Below are 21,147 nucleotides of genomic sequence, written 5' to 3' on the forward strand. Positions count from 1 at the left end.
ATGCGGATTTTTGCGCGAATTTGCACGAAATCTTGACGAAAACTATTGCTATCCCGAGAGAAGTTTGTTAAAGTAAATCACAAATAGAAACGCTGCGAAAGGGAATAGTAGGGGTAAAGAAGACGCTCAGAGAGCCGAGGGCTGGTGTGACTCGGACGCTTCTTATCCCGAACGCGGCCCTGGAGCGGTCGGCCTGAAATCGTAGTAGGGTCGAACGGGTTACGCCCGTTAGCGCGCATGAGTGGTCGTCACCTGAAGGTGGCGGCAACAAGGGTGGTACCGCGAGGCAGCCCTCGTCCCTTGAGCTGGGATCGAGGGCTGTTGTGGTTTAAGGATCTCACAATGCTTGTTAGAGATTTTCCTGTAAAAACACAGAAGCTCTATCTAACTAAAGTCCTTAGCATTAGCCTTCCAGCAGCGATTGAGGGAGGTTGATGGTCAGGGGTTAGTCGGAACGGTTGCCAACCACCTGACGAAGCCTCCCAGACCAGGAGGCTTCAAGTTTTATAAAACAAAACTTGTTTTTTCAAAAATCTTTGAGAAGAGGGTCTGGATATGGGGAAAAGAGAAGAGTTGCAAACTACATGTAAGCGTCCATATGGAATGCCCGATGCTGAGGGACTATATGACCCTTCCTTTGAGAAAGATGCCTGTGGGGTAGCATTTGTAGTCGATATCAAAGGGAGGAAATCTTCCGATGTCGTCCAGAAAGCACTACTTGCACTCCAGAATCTTTTGCATAGAGGAGCAGTAGGTGCCGAGAAGAATACCGGAGACGGCTCAGGCATTCTGATCCAGATCCCTCACAATTTCCTTAAGGCTGAGTGCTCGAAGCTTGGTTTCGAGCTACCTGATCCCGGCGAATACGCTGTTGGCATGGTTTTTCTGCCCAAGGTAGAGGAACAGGCAAAATCCTGCCAGGAATTGTTTGAGCAGGAGATAGAGCGAGCAGGGCAAAAGGTGCTTGGATGGCGCGACGTCCCGCAGGACAACAGTATGATAGGCGATATAGCCCGCAGCGGCGAGCCCCTAATGCGCCAGGTGTTCATAGGTAAAGGGGAGGCTATAGAGGACGAGGAGCACTTTGAGCGCGTGCTCTACCTAATACGTCGCCGAGTAGAGAAGGCGATAGATAACTCGAACATACCCTCCAAAGGCATGTTCTATGTACCAAGCCTCTCCTGTAGGACTCTAGTTTATAAGGGCATGCTGTCGGCGGATCAACTACCAGCATACTTCGCCGATCTGAGAAGCCCCTTGCTGGAAAGCGCTATCGCTCTGGTTCACCAACGATTCAGCACCAACACCTTCCCCACATGGTCCCTAGCGCATCCATTCAGGATGCTAGCCCACAATGGTGAGATCAACACGCTCCGCGGCAACATTAACTGGATGCGTGCCCGAGAAGGGCAGATGGAATCTGAGCTGTTTGGCGATGACCTAAAGGACATCCTACCCGTAATCCAGGAGGGAGGAAGTGACTCAGCAACTCTAGACAATGTCCTCGAGTTGCTGGTAAGAGCTGGGCGCTCTCTACCACATGCTATGATGATGCTCATTCCCGAGGCATGGTCGGGCCACGAGGGTATGAGCGAGATCAAGAAGAACTTCTATGACTACCACGCCTCCCTTATGGAGCCCTGGGACGGACCTGCTGCGGTGGCCTTTACAGATGGCCGCCTAGTGGGTGCCGTCCTAGACCGCAACGGCCTGAGACCAGCCAGATATTACGTCACAAAAGATGATCGGGTAGTACTAGCCTCAGAAGTAGGTGTTCTGGACATAGCACCGGAAGATGTAGTTTATAAGGGCAGGATTGAGCCCGGCAAGATGCTTCTAATAGACACTGTCGAGGGACGCATAGTCGATGATGCCGAACTCAAGGCTCGTATAGCTAGTGAGAAGCCCTACGGCAGGTGGTTATCGGAGAATCGAGTCAAGGTAGATGATCTGCCTGCGCCCCCTCGCGTGCCTGAGCCAGATCACAATACTGTACTCCAGCGTCAGCAGATATTTGGCTACACGCATGAGGAGAACAGGATCATCCTAACTCCCATGGCAAAGAACGGCGAAGAGCCTGTAGGATCCATGGGCACAGATACACCCATAGCCGTGCTCTCCGAAAGACCACAGCTGCTATTCAACTACTTCAAGCAGCTGTTCGCACAGGTTACAAACCCGCCCCTGGACGCAATAAGGGAGGAGCTGGTTACATCCGTAGACACACTGCTAGGACCAGAAAAGAATCTGCTCAAGCCGGAGCCCGATAGCTGCAGGCAGATAGAGATACCCTCGCCCGTTATAGATAATGAACAGCTCGCAGCGATAATGCACTTTGAGGCTCCTGGCTTCAAGACAAAGGTCCTACCAATGCTCTTCCCAGCTCGAGAGGGCGTAAAGGGGCTGGAGAGAGCGCTCGACAAGCTCTTTGAAGAAGCCGACAAGGCCATAGATGAGGGCTACACGATACTGGTGCTCTCCGACAGGGGCGTAAGTAAGGACCTAGCGCCTATCCCCAGTCTCTTGGCTACAGCAGGACTACATCATCACTTAGTGCGCAACGGCAAGCGTACCAAAGTAGGACTGATAGTAGAGACCGGAGAGGCCAGGGAGGTGCATCATTACTGCTTGCTCATAGGATACGGAGCAGGCTGTATCAACCCATACTTGGCGTTTGAGACTATAGATGACCTGATAAGAGATGGGCATATTACGGGCATAGACCACGCTACGGCTGTCAAGAAATACATCAAGGCGGTCAACAAGGGCGTGCTCAAAGTTATGTCCAAGATGGGTATCTCTACCCTGCAGAGCTACAGAGGTGCCCAGATATTCGAGGCCATAGGACTGAACCAGGAAGTAGTCCAGAAGTATTTCACTGGCACCCCTTCCAGGATAGGCGGTGTAGGCCTTGATGTCATAGCTGAAGAGGCTTTGGCACGTCATCGAAGGGCTTTTCCAGAAAGACCAATTCCAGGCCAGCCAGATCTGGAATGGGGTGGTGAGTACCAATGGCGTCGAGACGGCGAGCACCATATGTACAATCCCGAGACGATAGCTAAGTTACAATACGCCACTCGCTCGGGCCAGTACAACATATTCAAGGAATACTCCCGCCTAATAGACGACCAGAGCAAGAAGCTAGCTACTCTGCGTGGCTTGTTTGAGCTCAAGTTCTCGGACAAACCTGTGCCCTTAGATGAAGTAGAGCCTGTAGAGTCCATAGTCAAAAGATTTGCTACCGGAGCTATGTCCTTTGGATCGATCAGCCAAGAAGCACATGAGACCCTGGCCATTGCCATGAACAGGATCGGGGGTAAGAGCAACACAGGCGAGGGTGGCGAGGACCCAGCCAGGTATATCCCAGATCCTAACGGTGATTCGCGTCGCAGTGCCATCAAGCAGGTAGCCTCTGGAAGGTTCGGGGTCACAAGCGAATATCTAGTAAACGCCGATGAGATACAGATCAAGATGGCCCAGGGAGCCAAGCCTGGTGAGGGAGGACAACTTCCTGGTAACAAGGTCTATCCCTGGATAGCCAAGGTCAGGCACTCAACTCCTGGCGTGGGACTGATATCTCCCCCGCCTCACCATGACATATATTCTATCGAAGACCTGGCACAGCTTATATATGACCTCAAGAACTCTAATCCAAGGGCCAGAATAAGCGTCAAGCTAGTAGCCGAGGTAGGTGTCGGGACCGTGGCAGCCGGTGTGGCAAAGGCTCATGCCGATGTCGTGCTCATCAGCGGCCATGACGGAGGTACGGGAGCCTCGCCCATATCCAGCCTCAAACATGCAGGTATCCCATGGGAACTGGGTCTCGCTGAAACACAGCAGGTCCTGGTCAAGAACAACCTCAGGAGCAGGATCGTCGTACAGGTCGATGGGCACCTCAAGACCGGTAGGGATGTAGTGATCGCAGCCCTGCTGGGAGCTGAAGAGTTTGGTTTTGCCACAGCTCCATTGGTAGTACTCGGCTGCATTATGATGAGAGTCTGTCACCTGAATACATGTCCTGTGGGCATAGCCACACAAGATCCAGTACTACGAAAGAGGTTTGCCGGTAAGCCTGAGTACGTACAGAACTTCTTCTACTTCATCGCACAGGAAGTCCGAGAGCTTATGGCTCAACTGGGCTTCCGAACAATGGATGAGATGATAGGCAGGATAGACAAGCTCGATATACGTCCTGCTGTCAATCACTGGAAGGCTAAGGGGGTTGACCTGTCATCGATCCTGTATCAGCCTGAAGAATACAAGTACTACGCGATAAGATGTACCGAGTCGCAGTACCACGGACTGGAAACAGCACTTGATAATCAGCTCATAGAGCTATGCAAAGACTCTCTCGAGAACGGTACACCTATTCGGATAGAGATGCCGATAAGAAACGTCAACAGAACCGTAGGCACTATGCTAGGGAGTGAGCTCACACGCAGGCACGGAGGCAAAGGGCTCCCGGACGATACTATCCATATAAAATTCAGAGGCTCTGCTGGACAAAGCTTTGGAGCCTTCCTGCCAAAGGGCATAACTTTGGAGCTGGAAGGTGATGCTAACGATCACGTTGGCAAGGGACTGTCCGGAGGCAAGATCATAGCTTATCCTCCAAGCGAGTCCAGATTCATTCCTGAAGAGAACATCCTAATAGGCAACGTGGCCCTGTATGGTGCTACCTCTGGTGAGGCATACTTCCGAGGGAAAGCTGGAGAGAGGTTTGCCGTACGCAACAGCGGCGCTCATGCGGTCGTTGAGGGAGTTGGGGACCATGGCTGTGAGTACATGACTGGTGGCAGGGTAGTAGTGATTGGAAAGACAGGACGTAACTTCGCAGCCGGTATGAGCGGAGGCATTGCCTACGTACTGGATGAAGATGGTAATTTCGAGAGAAGATGCAACCTGGAGATGGTCGAGTTAGAAGGACTGGAAGAGGATGATATCGAGACCATCCACAGGATGATACAGAAGCACTATGAGTACACCAACAGCTCAGTGGCGGCCAGGATCCTAGATAACTGGGACTACTATCTGCCCATGTTTGTGAAGGTTATGCCCAAGGACTACAAGCGAGTGCTTCAAGAGCAGAAGCAGCAACCTCAGGAAGTTGTGGAGGTAAGCCATGGTTCGTAACAAGCTTACGGCTTTCATAGAGATCGCCAGACACGCCCCTCCTCGTAGGCCCGTCGAAGAGCGTGTAAAGGACTGGAAGGAAGTTTATATCGACCTCCCTGATGATGTCGTACAGGTACAGGCTGCACGTTGCATGGACTGCGGAGTGCCGTTCTGCCACCGAGGGTGCCCGCTCGGTAACTTAATACCAGAGTGGAACGACCTTGTGTACAGGAATCACTGGAAGGAAGCCATAGAGCGCCTACACGCTACCAATCCCTTCCCAGAGTTTACGGGTAAGCTGTGCCCAGCCCCGTGTGAGGATTCCTGTGTGCTATCTATCAATTCAGATCCCGTAACTATCAAGCAGGTGGAATGGAAGATCATAGATCACGCCTGGAGGGAAGGGTGGATAAAACCCAATCCACCTGCTATCCGGACAGGGAAGAAGGTCGCCATAGTAGGGTCGGGCCCTGCTGGTCTAGCTGCCGCACAACGTCTGAATCAATCTGGGCATTGGGTAACGGTCTTCGAACGTGATGACAGGATAGGTGGCCTTATAAGATACGGTATTCCAGAGTTCAAGATGGACACCGCTATCCTGAACCGCAGGCTCAACCTGCTTGAACAAGAGGGAATAGTCTTCAAGCCAAACGTCAACGTGGGTGTAGACATCACGGCTGATGAGCTTCTAAGGGAATTCGATGCAGTAATCCTTGCGATAGGTGCAACCAAGCCCAAGGATATACATGTCCCTGGTAGAAATCTAAAAGGCATTCACTTTGCAATGGAATACCTCACCATGCAAAACCGCAGGTGCGAAGGTGACTACATACCTGATTCTGAGTTCATTAGTGCGGAAGGTAAGAACGTCGTAATTATCGGAGGAGGAGATACCGGAGCCGACTGCCTCGGGACAGCTCACAGGCAAAAGGCTAAATCAGTAACTCAGTTTCAGTTGTGGGCCCCACCACCCAAAGAGCGAGCTCCCAATAACCCATGGCCCGAACTACCATACGTGTTTACTGTTTCAGCAGCTCATGAAGAGGGTGGAACCAGAGAATTCTGCGTGTCTACCAAAGAATTCCTGGGAGATGAAAATGGTCATGTGAGGGCTATACGCGCTGCTCGTATAGAGGTGGAGTATGATGAGCATGGCAGACGCCGAGCAAAGGAGATACCAGGATCTGAGTTTGAGATGCCAGCTGACCTGGTACTGCTGGCAATGGGGTATGCAGGACCAGAGACTGAAGGCATCGTCTCGCAACTGGGGCTTGAGCTAACGGAGAGGGGGAACATAGCCACAGACTCCCAGAAGATGACCAAGATACCTGGAGTATTCGCTGCAGGCGACGCACGCATTGGGCAGTCCCTGATAGTATGGGCTCTGCAGGAAGGCAGAGACGTAGCAAAGTTCGTCGACCTCTACCTAATGGAGAACCAGAAGGATTCAGGGCAGGAAAAGAACTGCGCTGCGTAGAACAAAATCTAGCAAAGATGTAACAGGAGCGATGCCGTATCGCTCCTGTTTGTATTTGGCATAGTCCTAGATTTCTTAGTATGCTATAGTTCTAGAGACAAAATATACGATTGAGCCGAATCCCTCGAAGGGAACGGGGGAACCAAGTAATTGGGGTGAAGTCCACTTGGACAGGGTAGCCTTTCGACCCTAACCCGTCAGCTAACCCCGTAGGCGTACGAAAGGAGGCATTCACAGGACCATACCGCTTGGCCCGGAGCAAGCCTCCGGGCTTTTCTTATGTCTCATTATTTTCTGTTTAACTGGAGGTGGGTATGAGCAAGCATGCTCTTGGAGCGATTATTCCCGCTGCAGGGCTTGGTGAAAGGTTGCAGTGCGTTGGCAGCCCTAAGCCTCTGGTAAAGATCGGAGGTCTAACCCTGCTTGAAAGGACCATCCGCACGCTGAGATTGGGAGGAGTGGATGGAAGGATCGTAGTCGTAGTAGGCCACAGAGGTGATGAGGTCTCAAAGTTCGCCGCTTCCAGAAAGCTGGATGTGGTTATAGTTACAAATCCAGATTACCAAAGGGGTAACGGTACGTCTGTAATGGCAGGGCTTGATCATATGCCTGAGCGATTCGTAGTGGCGATGGTAGACCACCTACATCCACCTCAGTCGGTGAAGATGTTGCTGGAGTGCGATGGCGATTTCGTCGCCGCTGTGGATACGAAGCCAAGGTTTGCCGATGTCGAAGAGGCTACCAAAGTAAGGCTGGGAGGCGACAGGATCCTGGACATTGGCAAAAAGATTCCTGAGTTCAACGCGATAGATACTGGTCTTTTCCTGTGTCACAGAGATTCACTTAGGGAATTGGTGCCTGCACAAGATGAAGCCCTAAGCTGGAACACGATCAAACGTATGTGGCTGTCTTCCGGCAGGCAGATAGTCGCCTGTGACCTTCAGGGTTTGCCCTGGATCGACGTCGACACTCCGGAAGATATGGCAAAAGCCATAGATGTGATCATGAGCTGGGCACCCTCCGGAAAGGATGGTTTTGTCTCCAGAAACCTTAACAGGCACATAAGCGGACGAATAACCCGATTATTGGCCAATACGCCTACAACTCCCAACCAGATAAGTATAATGAGCCTGCTGCTAGCTGTAGCAGGTAGCTTACTTATCGCCAGAAAAGCTTATGTCCCTGGAGGACTACTAGTACAGTTGTCCTCCATAATAGATGGCTGTGATGGAGAGATCGCAAGGGTCAGGCTACAGCAGTCAAGTCAAGGAGCTATTTTTGACTCCATATTGGACAGATGGGCTGACTCTGCTGTGATCACAGGTATGGCACTCAGCACTGAGTCTAGATCATCACTTCTAGCAGGCTCACTAGCACTGTCAGGTAGCCTGTTGGTACCTTACTCCCGAGCAAGGATAGAGGCTGAACTAGGTCAGATACCCTCGAGCATGCTATCTATAGGGATGACGAGAGATGTACGTTTAGCTCTACTAGCAATTGGTAGTATACTAAGAAAGCCAAGAGAGACACTGCTTTCTATAGGACTGCTGTCAAACTTGGAAGTGTTGCGTCGACTGCTACAGCTGTCTAGAGCAAGCTAATACTCTAGGTTAGCTGCTTTGCAAGAATTCTATCAATCGCTCGGGGTGACTTCATGGATGAGCTTTCCAGACAGGAAGAGTGGAGGTCAGCAACTTCCAGGAACTTCGACCTGGCGATCATAGGCGGCGGCATTATGGGTACAGGGATAGCCCGAGACGCTGCCATGAGAGGGCTGAAGGTAGCGCTATTCGAGAAGGAGGATTTTGGTCACGGCACAACCGCCGCAGCCACCAGGCTTATACATGGTGGACTAAGATACCTTGAGATGTACGACTTCAAGTTGGTCAGGGAAGACCTGAGAGAAAGAGAGATCCTCCTGAGGATAGCCCCACACCTAGTATTCCCTCTGTCGTTCATACTCCCTCTATATGATCAGGGCTTCATTTATAGAAACAAGCTTAGAGTAGGCATGATCCTTTATGACCTACTCAGCTACGACAAGAGTCTGCCCAACCATACATTCCTAAGTAGAGCTGAGACGATTAGGCGACTACCTGGCATAGCTGTTGACAAGCTACAAGGGGCAGCCATGTACTACGATGCAACCGCACCCCTCACAGAGCGGTTGTGTGTTGAAAACATCATATCCGCCAAAGAAAACGGTGCGGTAATACTCAATCATGCCAAGGTAGTTGGCCTACTAAGATCTAACAGTAGCATCAATGGTGTTAGAGTTCTGGATCTTCTTGACGGCCGGGAGTACGAGGTAACATCCAGGCTGGTGATTAATGCTTCCGGCCCATGGCTAAACCAGGTGGCTTCAGATCTCGGACTGGGAGATGATCTCATCCGAACAACTAAGGGGGTTCATCTGGTAACTCCAAAGATCAGTGAAGATGCAGCGGTATTGTTTGCCCGAAGCGACCAAAGGCTGTTCTTCGTAGTGCCCTGGCTAAAGTTCTCTTATATAGGAACTACCGATACTGACTATAAAGGTGACATGGATGAGGTCACAGCTACTGAGGAAGATGTAGATTACTTACTGTCTGAGGTAAAGAGAGCCTTCCCAGGACAAAGTTTCGACACTATCTACTACACAACCGCCGGAGTAAGATCGCTTGCAAAGATAGAGGGCGTACCTGAGTCCAAAGTGACAAGAAAACATATAATTCTGGACCACTACAAAAGAGATGGCATCAAGGGCATAATCTCGCTTATAGGCGGCAAGCTGACGGCCTATAGGGGCATATCAAAGGACGTGGTAGACCTCGCCTGTGAACAGCTGGGAGTGAAGATACCGAGCAAGACTGCCGCCGTACCCCTGCCCGGAGGATATACCGGTAAATTCTCAGATTATCTCTTCGACCAACTAGCCAGCCACGTCGACAGATATCCATTGGATGCGGAGCAGATAGAGCACATGATAAGGCTGTATGGGTCCAGATACAAAGAGGTGGCAGCTATGACCATCGAGGACCCAGACCTATCATCAAGACTACATCCTGACTATCCCGATACCAGAGCTGATGTCAAGCACGCCGTTACCAAAGAGTATGCATGTACCGTAGCAGATTACATGCTAAGAAGAAGCGACATAGGTTTTTCAGAAGATAGAGGTGAGAAGGCGGTAAGCGCCGTAGGAGCTGAGATGGCAGCTCTGCTGGGCTGGACCAAAGAACGCCAGGACCAGGAAGTAGAGAGCTACCTGGCATTCGTTCGAAACTCTCGTCTCAGCATACCTTCTGGCACTTTCTAGGCTGATACTTAGTACCGACAGGAGGAGTAGATGTCTAAATATGTGCTTGCCCTTGATCAGGGCACAACATCAAGCAGAGCTATAATCTTTGACCAAGAAGGGAACATAGTATCTCTAGCTCAAAGACCCATAGAGCAGATCTATCCTCATCCGGGCTGGGTCAACCAGGATGCCGAGCACATATGGGAAGTAACCCTGTCGGTGATGAAGGAAGCAGTCCAGCAGTCACAGCTGGACATATCTCAGGTAGCTGCTATCGGCATCACCAATCAGCGAGAGACGACGATTCTCTGGGATAGAGCCACAGGCAAGCCTGTAGGTCCGGCAATCGTCTGGCAGAGCAGGCAAACATCCCACCTCGTAGACGATATATTCAGGCGAGGCAAGGCAGAGAGATACCAGCAGATAACTGGACTTGTGCCAGATGCATACTTCTCTGCTACCAAGATCCTCTGGATGCTGGAGCAAGACCCTGAAGTGCGCAAGAGGGCTGAACAAGGCGACCTAGCCTTTGGCACGGTAGATAGCTGGCTGCTATGGAAGCTTTCAGGTGGTAAAGTACATCTTACCGATTACTCTAATGCCTCTCGCACCATGCTCTTTGATATAAACGAGCTTGAATGGTCTGATGAGCTATTGGCAGACTTGAATATCCCCAGGCATATACTTCCAGGCTTATGTGACAATTCCGGGATTATCTGCCATGCTGATAGCAGCATCCTCGGCGTTGAGATCCCGATAGCGGGAGTGGCCGGAGATCAGCAAGCAGCTCTATTTGGACAGACTTGCTTCTCACCTGGGGAGGCGAAGAACACGTATGGCACAGGCTCTTTCTGTCTCATGAACATAGGGGAAAAGCCTACTCATTCCAAGCATAAATTGCTTACCACTATAGCTTGGGGTATCAATGGCAAAGTCGAATACGCTCTTGAAGGATCTATATTCGTCACTGGCGCAGCAGTTGGCTGGTTAAGGGATGGGTTGGGGATAATAAAGAACTCTGAAGAAGTAGAGCAGCTGGCCGCATCTGTCCAAGATAGCGGAGGCGTCTTCTTCGTGCCGGCACTGGTGGGCCTGGGTGCACCATATTGGGATCAATATGCCCGTGGTACAATAATCGGTATAACGAGGGGTACTACGGCTGCTCACATAGCGAGAGCTACTCTGGAGTCTATAGCTTTTCAAACTAGAGATGTGGTCGAAGCCATGGTCGCAGATTCGGGCATAGAGCTGCATGAGCTCAGAGTAGATGGTGGCGCGGTAAGAAATGATCTACTGCTGAAGATACAAGCTGATATACTTGGAGTGCCTGTAGTTAGACCAACCATGACTGAGGTCACAGCACTTGGAGCCGCTTACCTGGCTGGACTGGCAACTGGTGTATGGACTGATCAACAAGATCTAAGAGCACACTGGCGAGAGGACCGCAGATTCGAGCCCTCTATAAGTGACAGTGAAAGAGACAAGCTCTACGCTACCTGGAAGCGCGCCGTAGAAAGAGCTTGTGGTTGGGAGCAACCTCCAGAAAAGCAAACATAATCATACCTACTAGAGAGGAGATGACCTGTTTTGTTCGAAGACATGCTGCCCTCCACTCATGATTTGATCATGAGTGGGCAGATAATTTTATCCCTTATACTTGGAGGAATTATAGGTTTTGAGCGCGAGGCTCGAAATAAGCCAGCGGGACTACGTACCCATATGATGGTAGCGGCTGGCACAACCGCATTCACCTTAGCATCCATTTATGGGTTCAGCATGGTCAGCGGACAAGTAACTCGTGATCCAGCGCGCGTAGCAGCCCAGATAGTGTCAGGGATAGGATTCCTGGGTGCTGGCACCATATTTAGATCTGGCTCCAGCATCAGAGGATTAACCACAGCATCTACCATATGGCTTGTGGCATCCATTGGAATGCTTGTAGGCATAGGCATGTACTGGCTAGCAATATTTACCACGGTAGTGTCTACTATTGTGCTCAGCTTCATGCCAGCACCCATCTATAGACTGGAAAGGCGACTTAGGGTAGGCGAGCCATCGATTACACCTGACGACGATGATGAGCTATAGATAGATCATCTAGTAAAAGTCGAGCCAGGGCATATATGTTCATTAATTGCCAGCCTCCAACTTGACAAAACATTTTTCCATGCTACACTCTTCCTGACAATGTAGCAGGACACATAATATGTCTAAAGCAATTGCAGTAATAGCGAGCATTATAATTGGCGTTCTGCTTGTCCAGCCTGCATCAGCTAATAATTATGGAATAAGCTTTCACAGGTCTACTACATATGATGGTGTTGAATCTTACGTCAGCATAGACACGACAGCTATTACCACCGGATGGCAAGCCGCTCCTGTTGGATTAACCAATTGGGCCATAGGCCCTTATGTAGAGGTAGGTTCTACCAGAGACTGCACAGCAAGATCCAACTACGATTGCAAGTTACATCCTTACTATGCTTTTGAAGATCAGAACGGCACACCATTTGTGGTAACCAAAACAGGTATAAATCTGGGAGAAAATACTCATTACATCTACAGAGTTAGACTTAACGATACTAATAACGAATGGTCGATCATATGGTGCTCAGGCAATGGATGCCAGACGTTTGACCAAGTATACATCGGTGCCTACTACCTAGAAAGAGTTGCTGTAGGCATTGAGAGTAGACCAGACACACGCCTACCACGCCAAATAAAGTCTGAATATAACAGATACAGAAGCGGCTCTTGGAAATATTATTGTTACGAAAGCTTTGAAGAGGGTGGGAGAAACGCTGACATAAGCATCTGCTATAGCGACACTCACACTTGGTACATCTACGGGTACTAACCAGGAGACCAAAGATGAAGCGCTCATGGATCATAGGGTTAGCATTGGCGTTAGTAACGTTATTTGCCCTAACAGTAGGGGTATTGGCGATTGGGGGCATAAAGAATAACTACAAACAAGTTGCCTCCCAGGAGGCATATTTGGATGGGGCTACCAAGCAGGAGCTCTCCCAGAGGGCCCTGAAGTTTACTCTGGAACACAAGGTGCTGAGCGGTACCCCGCAAGTGCTGCTGGTAAGAGACCTGGTGCTTGACGACCTGCTAGGGCTTGGGATGTGCCCCTCAGCAGACATCGATCCGGCCAAAGATAACCTGGCAATAGTAGTAGTCAAGACGGATGTAGACTTGGGCGACGTACAAGGCCAGACCAATAAACCTTTGGAAGCACGCAGATACAGTTACCTACTGTATGTGCTTGACAGCTCAAATCCCGGTAGTGGGCCTAAGCTCGAGGTGGCATCCAGGTTCGGGGGAAGCTTCCGGCACATCCTGCACGATCCCAGTTTGCCAGACGACGTGCCGGCAGGGGCACTACCTGGCACTCGGCAGATGGATAAGACCATTACGCTAGACAAGTGTCCACCAATAGGGAAGGAGTACCATACGCCTTCAGGGCAGTTGGAACCTCCTGCCAATCCCACAATAGTTATAGAGGAAGAGAAGTAATATAGTCGTTGATCCCGTTACTGTCAGAATGTTATAGATAATAGCCAGAGAATATCAGCTAGGAATCCTGCCGATCCTTTATATCGCAGGGTTTGGCATCAGTTATCTTAAGTAAATCGGTCGTGCCTATCGCGAAGTTGACCCTATCCGTGCCCGCAGCTGCGTACACTACATCATACCCCAGAAGGTCCTGGTCCATAAGTACGGCAAGTGGTTTTTGAGCATGTCCCACAGGGGGCACCCCTCCAATGGTGTAGCCAGTTAGCTCTTTCACAGTCTTAGCATCAGCCCTCTTAACTTCCTGCCCAACTATCCTTGCCAGCTTGTCTACATCCACCCTGTTCTTGCCTGACACTAACACCAACAGGTAACCATCTCCAGCCAGAAATATGAGTGACTTTACTATCTGCCCGACCTCAACCCCTATAGCATCTGCTGCGGCCTGGGCTGTATGCGTCTTACTTTCGTATTCTATAGGTGTTATATCTACCCCAGCAGATCTTGCAGCTTCCACAACCCTGGAAACAGCTTGTTTCATCTGTGACTACCTCTGTACTAAGCTAGCTATATCGTTATGCCTGATATCACCCCCTAGAGCTAATACTTGCTCAAAGGAGTAACCAGCCGAGAGCAGAGGTTCCACAACGTCCTCTTTCAACCCGCTGGGCACGTACATACGCAGCATTCTTACATCTTCGCTCTCAGGGAGTATCCGTAATCTTCCTAGAGCTGCTGGGACCAGCGTTGTAGTGCCTGGACGCAAACTAATTCTATTATCAGCCCACTCTAGGTTCACAACACCAGATACCAGAGATAAGATCTCGAATCTATCGCCTTGGAAGTCCAATTCGAATGCACTAGCTCCAGTCATCAGCTCGGCTACAAAGTACCTGCAAGCTACAAGGTAAGCTCGAGTTACACCATCCTGGGCAACGCTTAATGGTGTATTCTTATGCTGCTCTGTAGTCTTATAGTCCAGAGTCTCCAAAGATTCTTTAATATGTAGCTCTCTTGGCTTGCCATCGAATCCTACTCTACCCCAGTCGTATAGTCTATAAGTTATATCAGAGTTCTCCTGAATCTCAGCCAGAAGGATCCCCCCCCCAATGGCATGCACAGTACCAGCAGGGGCAAAGACTACATCTCCCGCCTGTACGTCTATGTACTCGAGCAGCCCCTCCAACTTATTGTTCCTTACAGCATCCTCTACCTCTTCTGGTGAGGTGTCTTTCTTCCAGCCGTGCACTAGCTTGGCGCCAGGTTCAGCATGTACTATGTACCAAGACTCGGTCTTACCCTTGGGATAGCCAGCTTTTGTCCGAGCATACTCATCATCCGGATGAACCTGTACGGACAGGAACTCATTAGCATCGATATACTTGAAAAGGAGGGGGAATATGCCATCGTACGATTCCCAAATTCGCTTACCGAGCAGATCACTGCCGAGCTCCTCAACCAGCTGGTCAACTGTCATCCCTTTATAATCGCCATAAGCCACGATGTTCCCCCCATAGGCTTCCCACGACTCTCCTATGGGTACATTCGGAGGTAGCTTCTTACCAAGTATGGTTTCGAGTCTCCTTCCTCCCCATATCTTTTCCTTGAGCTCGGGCTCAAAAATAAGTGGATACAACTTAGGCATCTGTAGTTCCCTCTATTCTGATCATATTTCCTTTCAATAATTTTAGACTACCAGGCGGCCGCATAACCCTCACCCCGTAGGTCAGAAGCTCCGAGCAGAGCTCCATTAGGGGCAAATTGTATAAGTTGCACTATTCTATCTCCTGCCCAAGCACCAATCACATCTAAGTAGTGCCCTCTATTTTCCAGCTCGGTCAAAGTGTTTCTCGGGACCCTATGCTCTATACGAACATTATTTCCCTCCAAGGAACCCCACCACGGAGCATCGATCGCCTCAGCAATGTTCAAGCCAAAGTCCACAAGATTAGTAATTATCTGCAGATTGGTCTGTACCTGATAATCACCACCAGGAGTCCCACCTACTATCCAGGGCTTGTCATCCTTCATGAGTATGTAGGCGTTGAGAGTGTGTACCGGGCGCTTTCCAGGCTCTAGAGTGTTGGGATATCCGGGCTGTATAGTAAAGCCATTCATCCTATTATTGAGCAATACACCAGTATTACCAGCAACCACACCGCTTCCAAACACAAAGAATATGCTCTGTATCCAACTTACAGCATTTCCTTCCGAATCTGCTACTGCAAGATAGGTTGTGTCTGTGCCAGATCTGCCCATATGACCAAAACTAGGCTGAGGATTAGCTCTTCTAAGGTCTATCTCCTCCGCTCTGCGCCTACCCCAATCTTTGGATATCAATTCTTCTACTGGAATCTTGCTAAACTCAGGATCTCCCCAATACCTATCTTTATCAGCAAAAGCTAGCTTCTTGGCTTCTATAAGCACATGAAGTGTATCTGCTGAGAGAAGCCCCATACTCTTCAAGTCGAAGTTCTCAACTATATTCAGCTCCTCAAGCAGTATATGGCCTTGAGAAACCAGAGGCTGTTCTAAGACTTCTATCCCTCTATAGGTGGTGCTAATTGGGGCCACCACAATAGTCTTATGCTCCGCAAGGTCGGCCTCAGAAAATACCCCTCCTTGCTCCCTTATGCCCCTCACCATCTCCTTTGCTATCTCGCCATTGTAAAACCCTTCAACTCCCCTATCAGCTATAGCCTCCAAAGTCCTCGCTAGCATAGGCTGTCGTAAGATATTTCCTGGCTTCGGATCCGTTGAAAGGAACTGCTGCTTAGCATAAGAAGACATGTCAATAACCGAAGCAAGCGTGGATATGCTACGTGCTAATCTAACACTCATAGGGAAACCATTACGAGCATAATCAATAGCTGGCTGCAACACAGTCTTCAGAGGCAGCTTACCCCATCTATTAGAGACCTCGCACCAGCCATGAACCGCCCCAGGGATGGTGGAAGCAAGAGGCCCCCTCTCAGGGATACCACTCGCAAAGTCGCTAATATCAATATCCCTAGGAGCTCTCCCGCTTCCATTGAGAGCATAAGCCTTATTTTCCTTCGCCACATAAGCTACCAGGAAGACATCACCCCCTAGATGACTGGATTGTGGCTCCACTACCGTAAGCACAGCTGCAGCAGCCAGGGCAGCGTCAAAAGCATTTCCCCCGGCTTTGAGAGCCCACATAGCTGCATCTGAAGCCAAAGGGTTAGAGGTACATACTACCCCTCTAAGCCCCATGGAAATCCTCTCAAATGAATGAAATGGTAGATCCGAGAGAGGCACCTCTGCCTTTGGACTTCTTTGCTGTAGATCAGACAACTTTCCACCTCCGAGATCAGGTATTTTCACAGCCGACACTAAGGGGGCAACTGCTACTGAGGCTAGAAACCTTCTTCTTGTTACCTTCATAGGCTGCTTCTTCATATGGGCATTCTATAACAAAAGTTATATGTAGCACTAATGGTAATAAAATCGAATTTCTTTACTGATTAGACTTGACATTAGCTATTAGATTTTGTATATATAATGGTGAAAGATGAGTCGGGAGTCTACAGAAAGGAGGTGAGCGGATATGCTGAACAGGAACTTCTGGGACCCCTTCAGAGAGATGATTAGACTGAGCGAGGCTATGGACAGGCTCTTTGAGGAGAGCTTTGTTAGACCCACTAGCTGGATGCTCGGCAGAGGCGATGAGACTGGTTACTGGGTGCCTATAGATATCGTTGAGACAGACAACGACTACATAGTCAAGGCTTCTCTGCCTGGGTTCAAGCCCGAGGATATCCAGGTTAACATTACGGGCGAGACCCTGACTATCTCTGGTAACTACAAGGCTGAGGAGCCTAAGGATGCAAGATATGTGCTCCGTGAGAGGCGCCTAGGTTCCTTCAGTAGAACGATTACCCTGCCTGTGCCAGTTGAGGCGGACAAGGCTGTGGCTCACTTCGAGCATGGAGAGCTGACTCTGACTCTACCCAAGGTAGAGGAGGTCAGGACAAAGCAGATCAAGATAAGCGTTGGCGAGCAGCCTCAACTGAGCAGCACAGCGGAGTCCGCTCAGCCACAGGCATAGAACCCTCCACAGTATAAGCTGGTGAGCCATTCCTCAAGCGGCTCACCAGCTTTTTATAGGTCACGACGGGCGAAAATCCAGTTAGCTATCAGTAAAGCCAGCGCGATATAGGCAAAAGCATAGACTACCATCATATTGCTAGGTGGGGTATCAGAGCTTAGGAGAGTCGGCCCCATCTGTAAGGAAAACCTGGGTTGTATAACATAAGAAGCCAATCGCCAAAGAGTGTCACTTGGGATCACCAGATTAGTTGCCAGCCCAATGTTCTTGAGAGTCGAGCTGTCGAGTATCTCGCCTACCTGCTTTACTATCCCCCCCATAAGGGATACACCATACAGCATGAAAACCACTATGCCGTTGGTCAGGCTAGAGAAAAGAGTACTGCCCAACACGGTGATGGATAGTAACACGATCCCCACAAGCACTACCAGAAGCGAGCCATATATGTACCTGGGAGGTACGTAGTCTCCAATGAGCTTGCCGGTAATCACCACCGCAGCACACATAAGCAAGACGTAGATAGCAAGCATGAACGCATAGCCTAGCCATTTACCCAGCACTATCTCCCACCGCCTTATAGGTTTAGGGACTATAGAGTGCAGTGTGCCGTTATCTATTTCCGAGGCTATACTTCCCACAGAGGCGAAGATAGCCATTACTCCACACAGGAAATTAACTGTGTAGAATCCCATGAGCACCAGGGCATTCGCAAAGAACTCAAAGCTAAATGGTGGAGGGTTACCAGAAGCAATCCGCTCATCAAAATTGTTCTTCAGAGATGAAAAACCCCAAACATACAGAGCGACAAACACTATGCTGAGCAATATGACGCCTATGACAAGCTTCTTCCTCAGAGCCTCTTTGAATGTGAACTTAGCTATTAATAACGACCTCATCTGTCACCCGACACCTGTACTATATCTACGAATATGTCCTCCAGAGACCTCTGTCTGGGCTTGAGCTCATACAGGTTAGCACCGCTTGCCACAAGCATTTCGACGAGTGCAGGCACTTCTTGCTCTGGCACAGATACTGAGAAGTAACCATTGCTGGAATGATCTATCAACCTGAATCTGTTGGAAATAGCTTCCAGGAGAGATGGCGTGACATTAGTTGCTCTAACATCGACTATGTGCTCAGCATGGAGAAGCTCATCAACTGGTCCTATAGCTGCCACCTTACCTTCCTTTATGATCGCTATCCTGTCACAGACTCTCTCAACCTCGCTTAACAAGTGAGAGTTCAGGAACACGGTAACACCATTATCGCGCAGGAAGACTATAAGATCTCTTACATCTCTCCTGCCTATAGGATCCAAAGCACTTGTGGGTTCGTCCAGAAAGACAAGCCTAGGATTAGCTAGGATGGCCTGAGCTATACCTATCCTTTGCAGCATCCCTTTAGAAAATGTCCTCAGTCGACTGTCTGCTCTGTGCTCAAGCCCTACCAGCTTCAACACCTCAGGGATTCGCCTCTTTCTATCAGATTTCGACATACCATAGAGGGAGCCGTGAAAGTCCAGAAACTCATAGGCCTTGAGCCATTCATGAAACCTGAAATGCTCAGGGAGGAATCCTATCTGCTTACGAGCTTCCAGATCGCCCAACTTTTTCCCCAACACGCTTACTTTACCTGCTGTAGGAGTTATCAGGCCATTGAGCATCTTGATTGTAGTGGTCTTGCCGGCACCATTAGGTCCAAGGAAGCCAAATACCTCCCCCTGCTGCACCTCCAGCGATAGAGATTCAACCGCAACTTTATTTCCGTAAACCTTACGGAGGTTTTCAACATATATAGCTGGAGAGGACAAAGTCTTTACACCTCTTGTTGTCTCGTAGATTTGCGGGTTAATCTATCCTGCCAAGAGATAAGTTCTTGGCAGGATAGATTAGAATTCTAAGGATAGACTACAGCCCTTGCTATAGATATGGCATCTTCGCTACTTATCTTACCACCTATCGCATAGAGCCTGTCATCATGCTTCCAAAGCAGTAGGTTATGCTCCCTTGTGCGGTCGGAGACCAAAAGACCTTCGGACCTGCCTATCCTCACGTTCTTGCTATCTCCCCCAGGAGGTACGGGTATCACCAAGGTATGTTGCCAGTCCTTTATGCTCTGGATCTGCTTGACCAGATCAGGCGGCAACCCAGGAGTCATAAGTATGTCCTGTCGGACATAGTCCATGTTCACGCCTTCAGGAATAACTAGCGTCGGGCTTTCTCCTTGCACGAAGACAAATCCGGAGTCACCCTGTCCGTACCTCATAACAACCGCGCTGGGGACTTCCAAGGTAAAGGTCTTGCCATCAAGCTGCTTGGGCAGAGTAACACCTTGGATTCCAGCCTCCTTCAGCTCAGCCCTTATCTTCTGCAGATCAACCGTGAAGCTGGCACTCTCAGGACCAGACACGTAGATCTCCTCAGGGGCTCCCTGCTTTGGAATAGTAGCTACTGGGCCCTTGTACATCTCGGAAGCTTCATTAACAGAGTCAACCTTTCTTATATTGTGCTTTTTGAGCTCTCTCTGCAAGTCGGCTTTGTCGTACTTGTCGAACCTTGCGGCCATCTGCTGATTCCACTTCTGCTGATACTTCTCAGCAGGGATATTAAACGGCAACTCCGAGGGATCTATGGTAATAGCTGTGAATTTCTCAACTCTCATAACGTTAAGCAGCGATTCAGCCGCAGATCTTATAGGTGTAAGCAGTACTAGCACCGGCAACAACACCAATAGAGCCACCAAAGCCAGCACTGGTCTAGGATTTCGTCTACCAAATTCGCTGAATTCCATGTTCTTGCTCCTTTCTATCCTCGAGACAAAACTCCTGTAGGCCTGCTGAGCCGAGCAATTAACCGAGTTATTGGCTAAGAGCTTGCGGGCTGAGAGCTGCCTTTGCTGCGATATGGACTCCAGCCTCCGGGAACAAGTCTTACATGATCGTACGTGCTCCCACAGATCCTGACGATAATCATCAAGCATAGATCTTAGATCGCCTTCACTTGGACATCTCATCTTCCTTCTCCTCTTTCCAGGAGGGTAGCAAACTGTCTTTCGGCACGCACCAGAATAGTACCTACTGAGTTCTTGGATATACCTGTAACCTTAGATATCTCATCGTAACTAAGCCCATGATGTCGCAGCAGAAGCACTTGCGCATACTGTGGACGCATTCTGGCCAGAACGTCTCTAACTTCCACGCTCTCGGCATTGGCTAACACTATGTCGGTTGTATCCGGTGCGACTTCATTAGACCACAACGACTTAATCTTTGATATGAGTTTAGTTCTCCTATTATTTGATCTTATCCTGTTCAGCCCTTCTCGTGAGGCTACTTTGTATAACCATGCTCTATAGTTGGAATTAGCGGCTGGAGGCCTCGAGTAGAGCTTCAAGAAGGTCTCCTGAGCCGCATCCTCAGCTTCGTGAGAATCTCTGAGCATACGGTACAGATACAGGTATATCTCTTCCCAATAAGAAAGAAAGATACGCTCGAACTCATCAACCTGGATCTCTTTAGCTTCGGCCATATCGATAAGGGCCAAGTTTTACCTCCGTCAAACCCTCTACCACAATATATAACACCAGCCCCGATAGATCATGTGACAATTTGGAACTAAGATACGTGCGTTTCTTGTTTAATGTAAACTTCCTACAGAAGGCTAACACCTTCCTTGATGGGGAAAA

16 protein-coding genes, 1 riboswitch and 1 other annotated feature are annotated in these 21,147 nt (G+C 49.5%); of the genes, 9 read left to right on the forward strand and 7 right to left on the reverse strand.

All coding sequences use genetic code 11. From position 1 onward, the window contains the following. The first annotated feature begins 85 nt into the window (after positions 1-85). Positions 86-304, forward strand: a binding site (T-box leader). A gap of 251 nt (positions 305-555) precedes the next feature. The 8 genes from gltB (at position 556) to N2245_RS09470 (ending at position 13,394) form a co-directional block, all read left to right on the forward strand. Further along, on the forward strand, positions 556-5,133 hold the full coding sequence (gene gltB / locus N2245_RS09435; RefSeq protein ID WP_494536486.1) for a glutamate synthase large subunit: 4,578 nt from the start codon (positions 556-558) through the stop codon (positions 5,131-5,133). Further along, a complete protein-coding gene (locus N2245_RS09440; RefSeq protein WP_494536487.1) occupies positions 5,123-6,592 on the forward strand; it encodes a glutamate synthase subunit beta in 1,470 nt (489 codons plus the stop codon). The genes gltB and N2245_RS09440 overlap by 11 nt, the downstream gene beginning before the upstream one ends. A gap of 103 nt (positions 6,593-6,695) precedes the next feature. Then, a riboswitch (cyclic di-AMP (ydaO/yuaA leader) is annotated at positions 6,696-6,824 on the forward strand. Between the two features lie 82 nt (positions 6,825-6,906). After that, a complete protein-coding gene (locus tag N2245_RS09445) occupies positions 6,907-8,193 on the forward strand; it encodes an NTP transferase domain-containing protein (protein WP_494536488.1) in 1,287 nt (428 codons plus the stop codon). A 53-nt stretch (positions 8,194-8,246) separates the two neighbouring features. Beyond that, positions 8,247-9,890 carry a glycerol-3-phosphate dehydrogenase/oxidase gene (locus N2245_RS09450; RefSeq protein ID WP_494536489.1) on the forward strand — a complete coding sequence of 548 codons (1,644 nt, stop codon included), beginning with the start codon at positions 8,247-8,249 and terminating at the stop codon, positions 9,888-9,890. A gap of 30 nt (positions 9,891-9,920) precedes the next feature. Then, positions 9,921-11,429, forward strand: a complete 1,509-nt coding sequence (gene glpK, locus N2245_RS09455; RefSeq protein WP_494536490.1) for a glycerol kinase GlpK — start codon at positions 9,921-9,923, stop codon at positions 11,427-11,429. Between the two features lie 30 nt (positions 11,430-11,459). After that, positions 11,460-11,960: an MgtC/SapB family protein gene (locus N2245_RS09460; protein WP_494536491.1), complete on the forward strand. Its 501-nt coding sequence runs from the start codon at positions 11,460-11,462 to the stop codon at positions 11,958-11,960. A gap of 118 nt (positions 11,961-12,078) precedes the next feature. Further along, positions 12,079-12,729, forward strand: coding sequence for a hypothetical protein (locus tag N2245_RS09465; RefSeq protein WP_494536492.1), 651 nt, complete (start codon positions 12,079-12,081; stop codon positions 12,727-12,729). A 14-nt stretch (positions 12,730-12,743) separates the two neighbouring features. Next, entirely contained in the window at positions 12,744-13,394 is a 651-nt protein-coding gene (locus N2245_RS09470) for a hypothetical protein (RefSeq protein ID WP_494536493.1), read from the forward strand. 58 nt (positions 13,395-13,452) lie between these two features. Here the strand turns inward: N2245_RS09470 and N2245_RS09475 are convergent, their stop codons facing one another. The 3 genes from N2245_RS09475 to ggt are packed head-to-tail and all read right to left on the reverse strand — an operon-like array spanning position 13,453 to position 16,799. Next, on the reverse strand, positions 13,453-13,932 hold the full coding sequence (locus tag N2245_RS09475) for a YbaK/EbsC family protein (protein ID WP_494536494.1): 480 nt from the start codon (positions 13,930-13,932) through the stop codon (positions 13,453-13,455). Between the two features lie 6 nt (positions 13,933-13,938). Continuing rightward, complete coding sequence (locus N2245_RS09480) at positions 13,939-15,036, reverse strand: type I phosphomannose isomerase catalytic subunit (protein WP_494536495.1); 1,098 nt, start codon at positions 15,034-15,036, stop codon at positions 13,939-13,941. A gap of 47 nt (positions 15,037-15,083) precedes the next feature. Further along, the gene (ggt, locus tag N2245_RS09485; RefSeq protein ID WP_494536496.1) at positions 15,084-16,799 is read right to left on the reverse strand and encodes a gamma-glutamyltransferase; all 1,716 of its coding nucleotides are present in this window, start codon (positions 16,797-16,799) and stop codon (positions 15,084-15,086) included. A 163-nt stretch (positions 16,800-16,962) separates the two neighbouring features. Between ggt and N2245_RS09490 the strand changes: the two genes are divergently transcribed. Next, positions 16,963-17,463, forward strand: a complete 501-nt coding sequence (locus N2245_RS09490) for an Hsp20/alpha crystallin family protein (protein ID WP_494536497.1) — start codon at positions 16,963-16,965, stop codon at positions 17,461-17,463. Positions 17,464-17,516: 53 nt separating this feature from the next. On the opposite strand, the gene N2245_RS09495 is transcribed toward N2245_RS09490, so the two are convergent. The 4 genes from N2245_RS09495 to N2245_RS09510 all read right to left on the reverse strand — a co-directional run bounded on the left by N2245_RS09495 (position 17,517) and on the right by N2245_RS09510 (position 21,005). Beyond that, entirely contained in the window at positions 17,517-18,359 is an 843-nt protein-coding gene (locus tag N2245_RS09495) for an ABC transporter permease (protein ID WP_494536498.1), read from the reverse strand. After that, complete coding sequence (locus N2245_RS09500) at positions 18,356-19,273, reverse strand: ABC transporter ATP-binding protein (RefSeq protein ID WP_494536499.1); 918 nt, start codon at positions 19,271-19,273, stop codon at positions 18,356-18,358. Before N2245_RS09500 ends, N2245_RS09495 begins: the two co-directional genes overlap by 4 nt. Before the next feature lie 86 nt (positions 19,274-19,359). Continuing rightward, positions 19,360-20,475, reverse strand: coding sequence for a hypothetical protein (locus N2245_RS09505; RefSeq protein ID WP_494536500.1), 1,116 nt, complete (start codon positions 20,473-20,475; stop codon positions 19,360-19,362). Further along, positions 20,472-21,005, reverse strand: a complete 534-nt coding sequence (locus N2245_RS09510) for a sigma-70 family RNA polymerase sigma factor (protein ID WP_494536501.1) — start codon at positions 21,003-21,005, stop codon at positions 20,472-20,474. The genes N2245_RS09505 and N2245_RS09510 overlap by 4 nt, the downstream gene beginning before the upstream one ends. Positions 21,006-21,147: the final 142 nt, after the last annotated feature.

Source organism: Thermobaculum sp. T2p, from assembly GCF_059335935.1.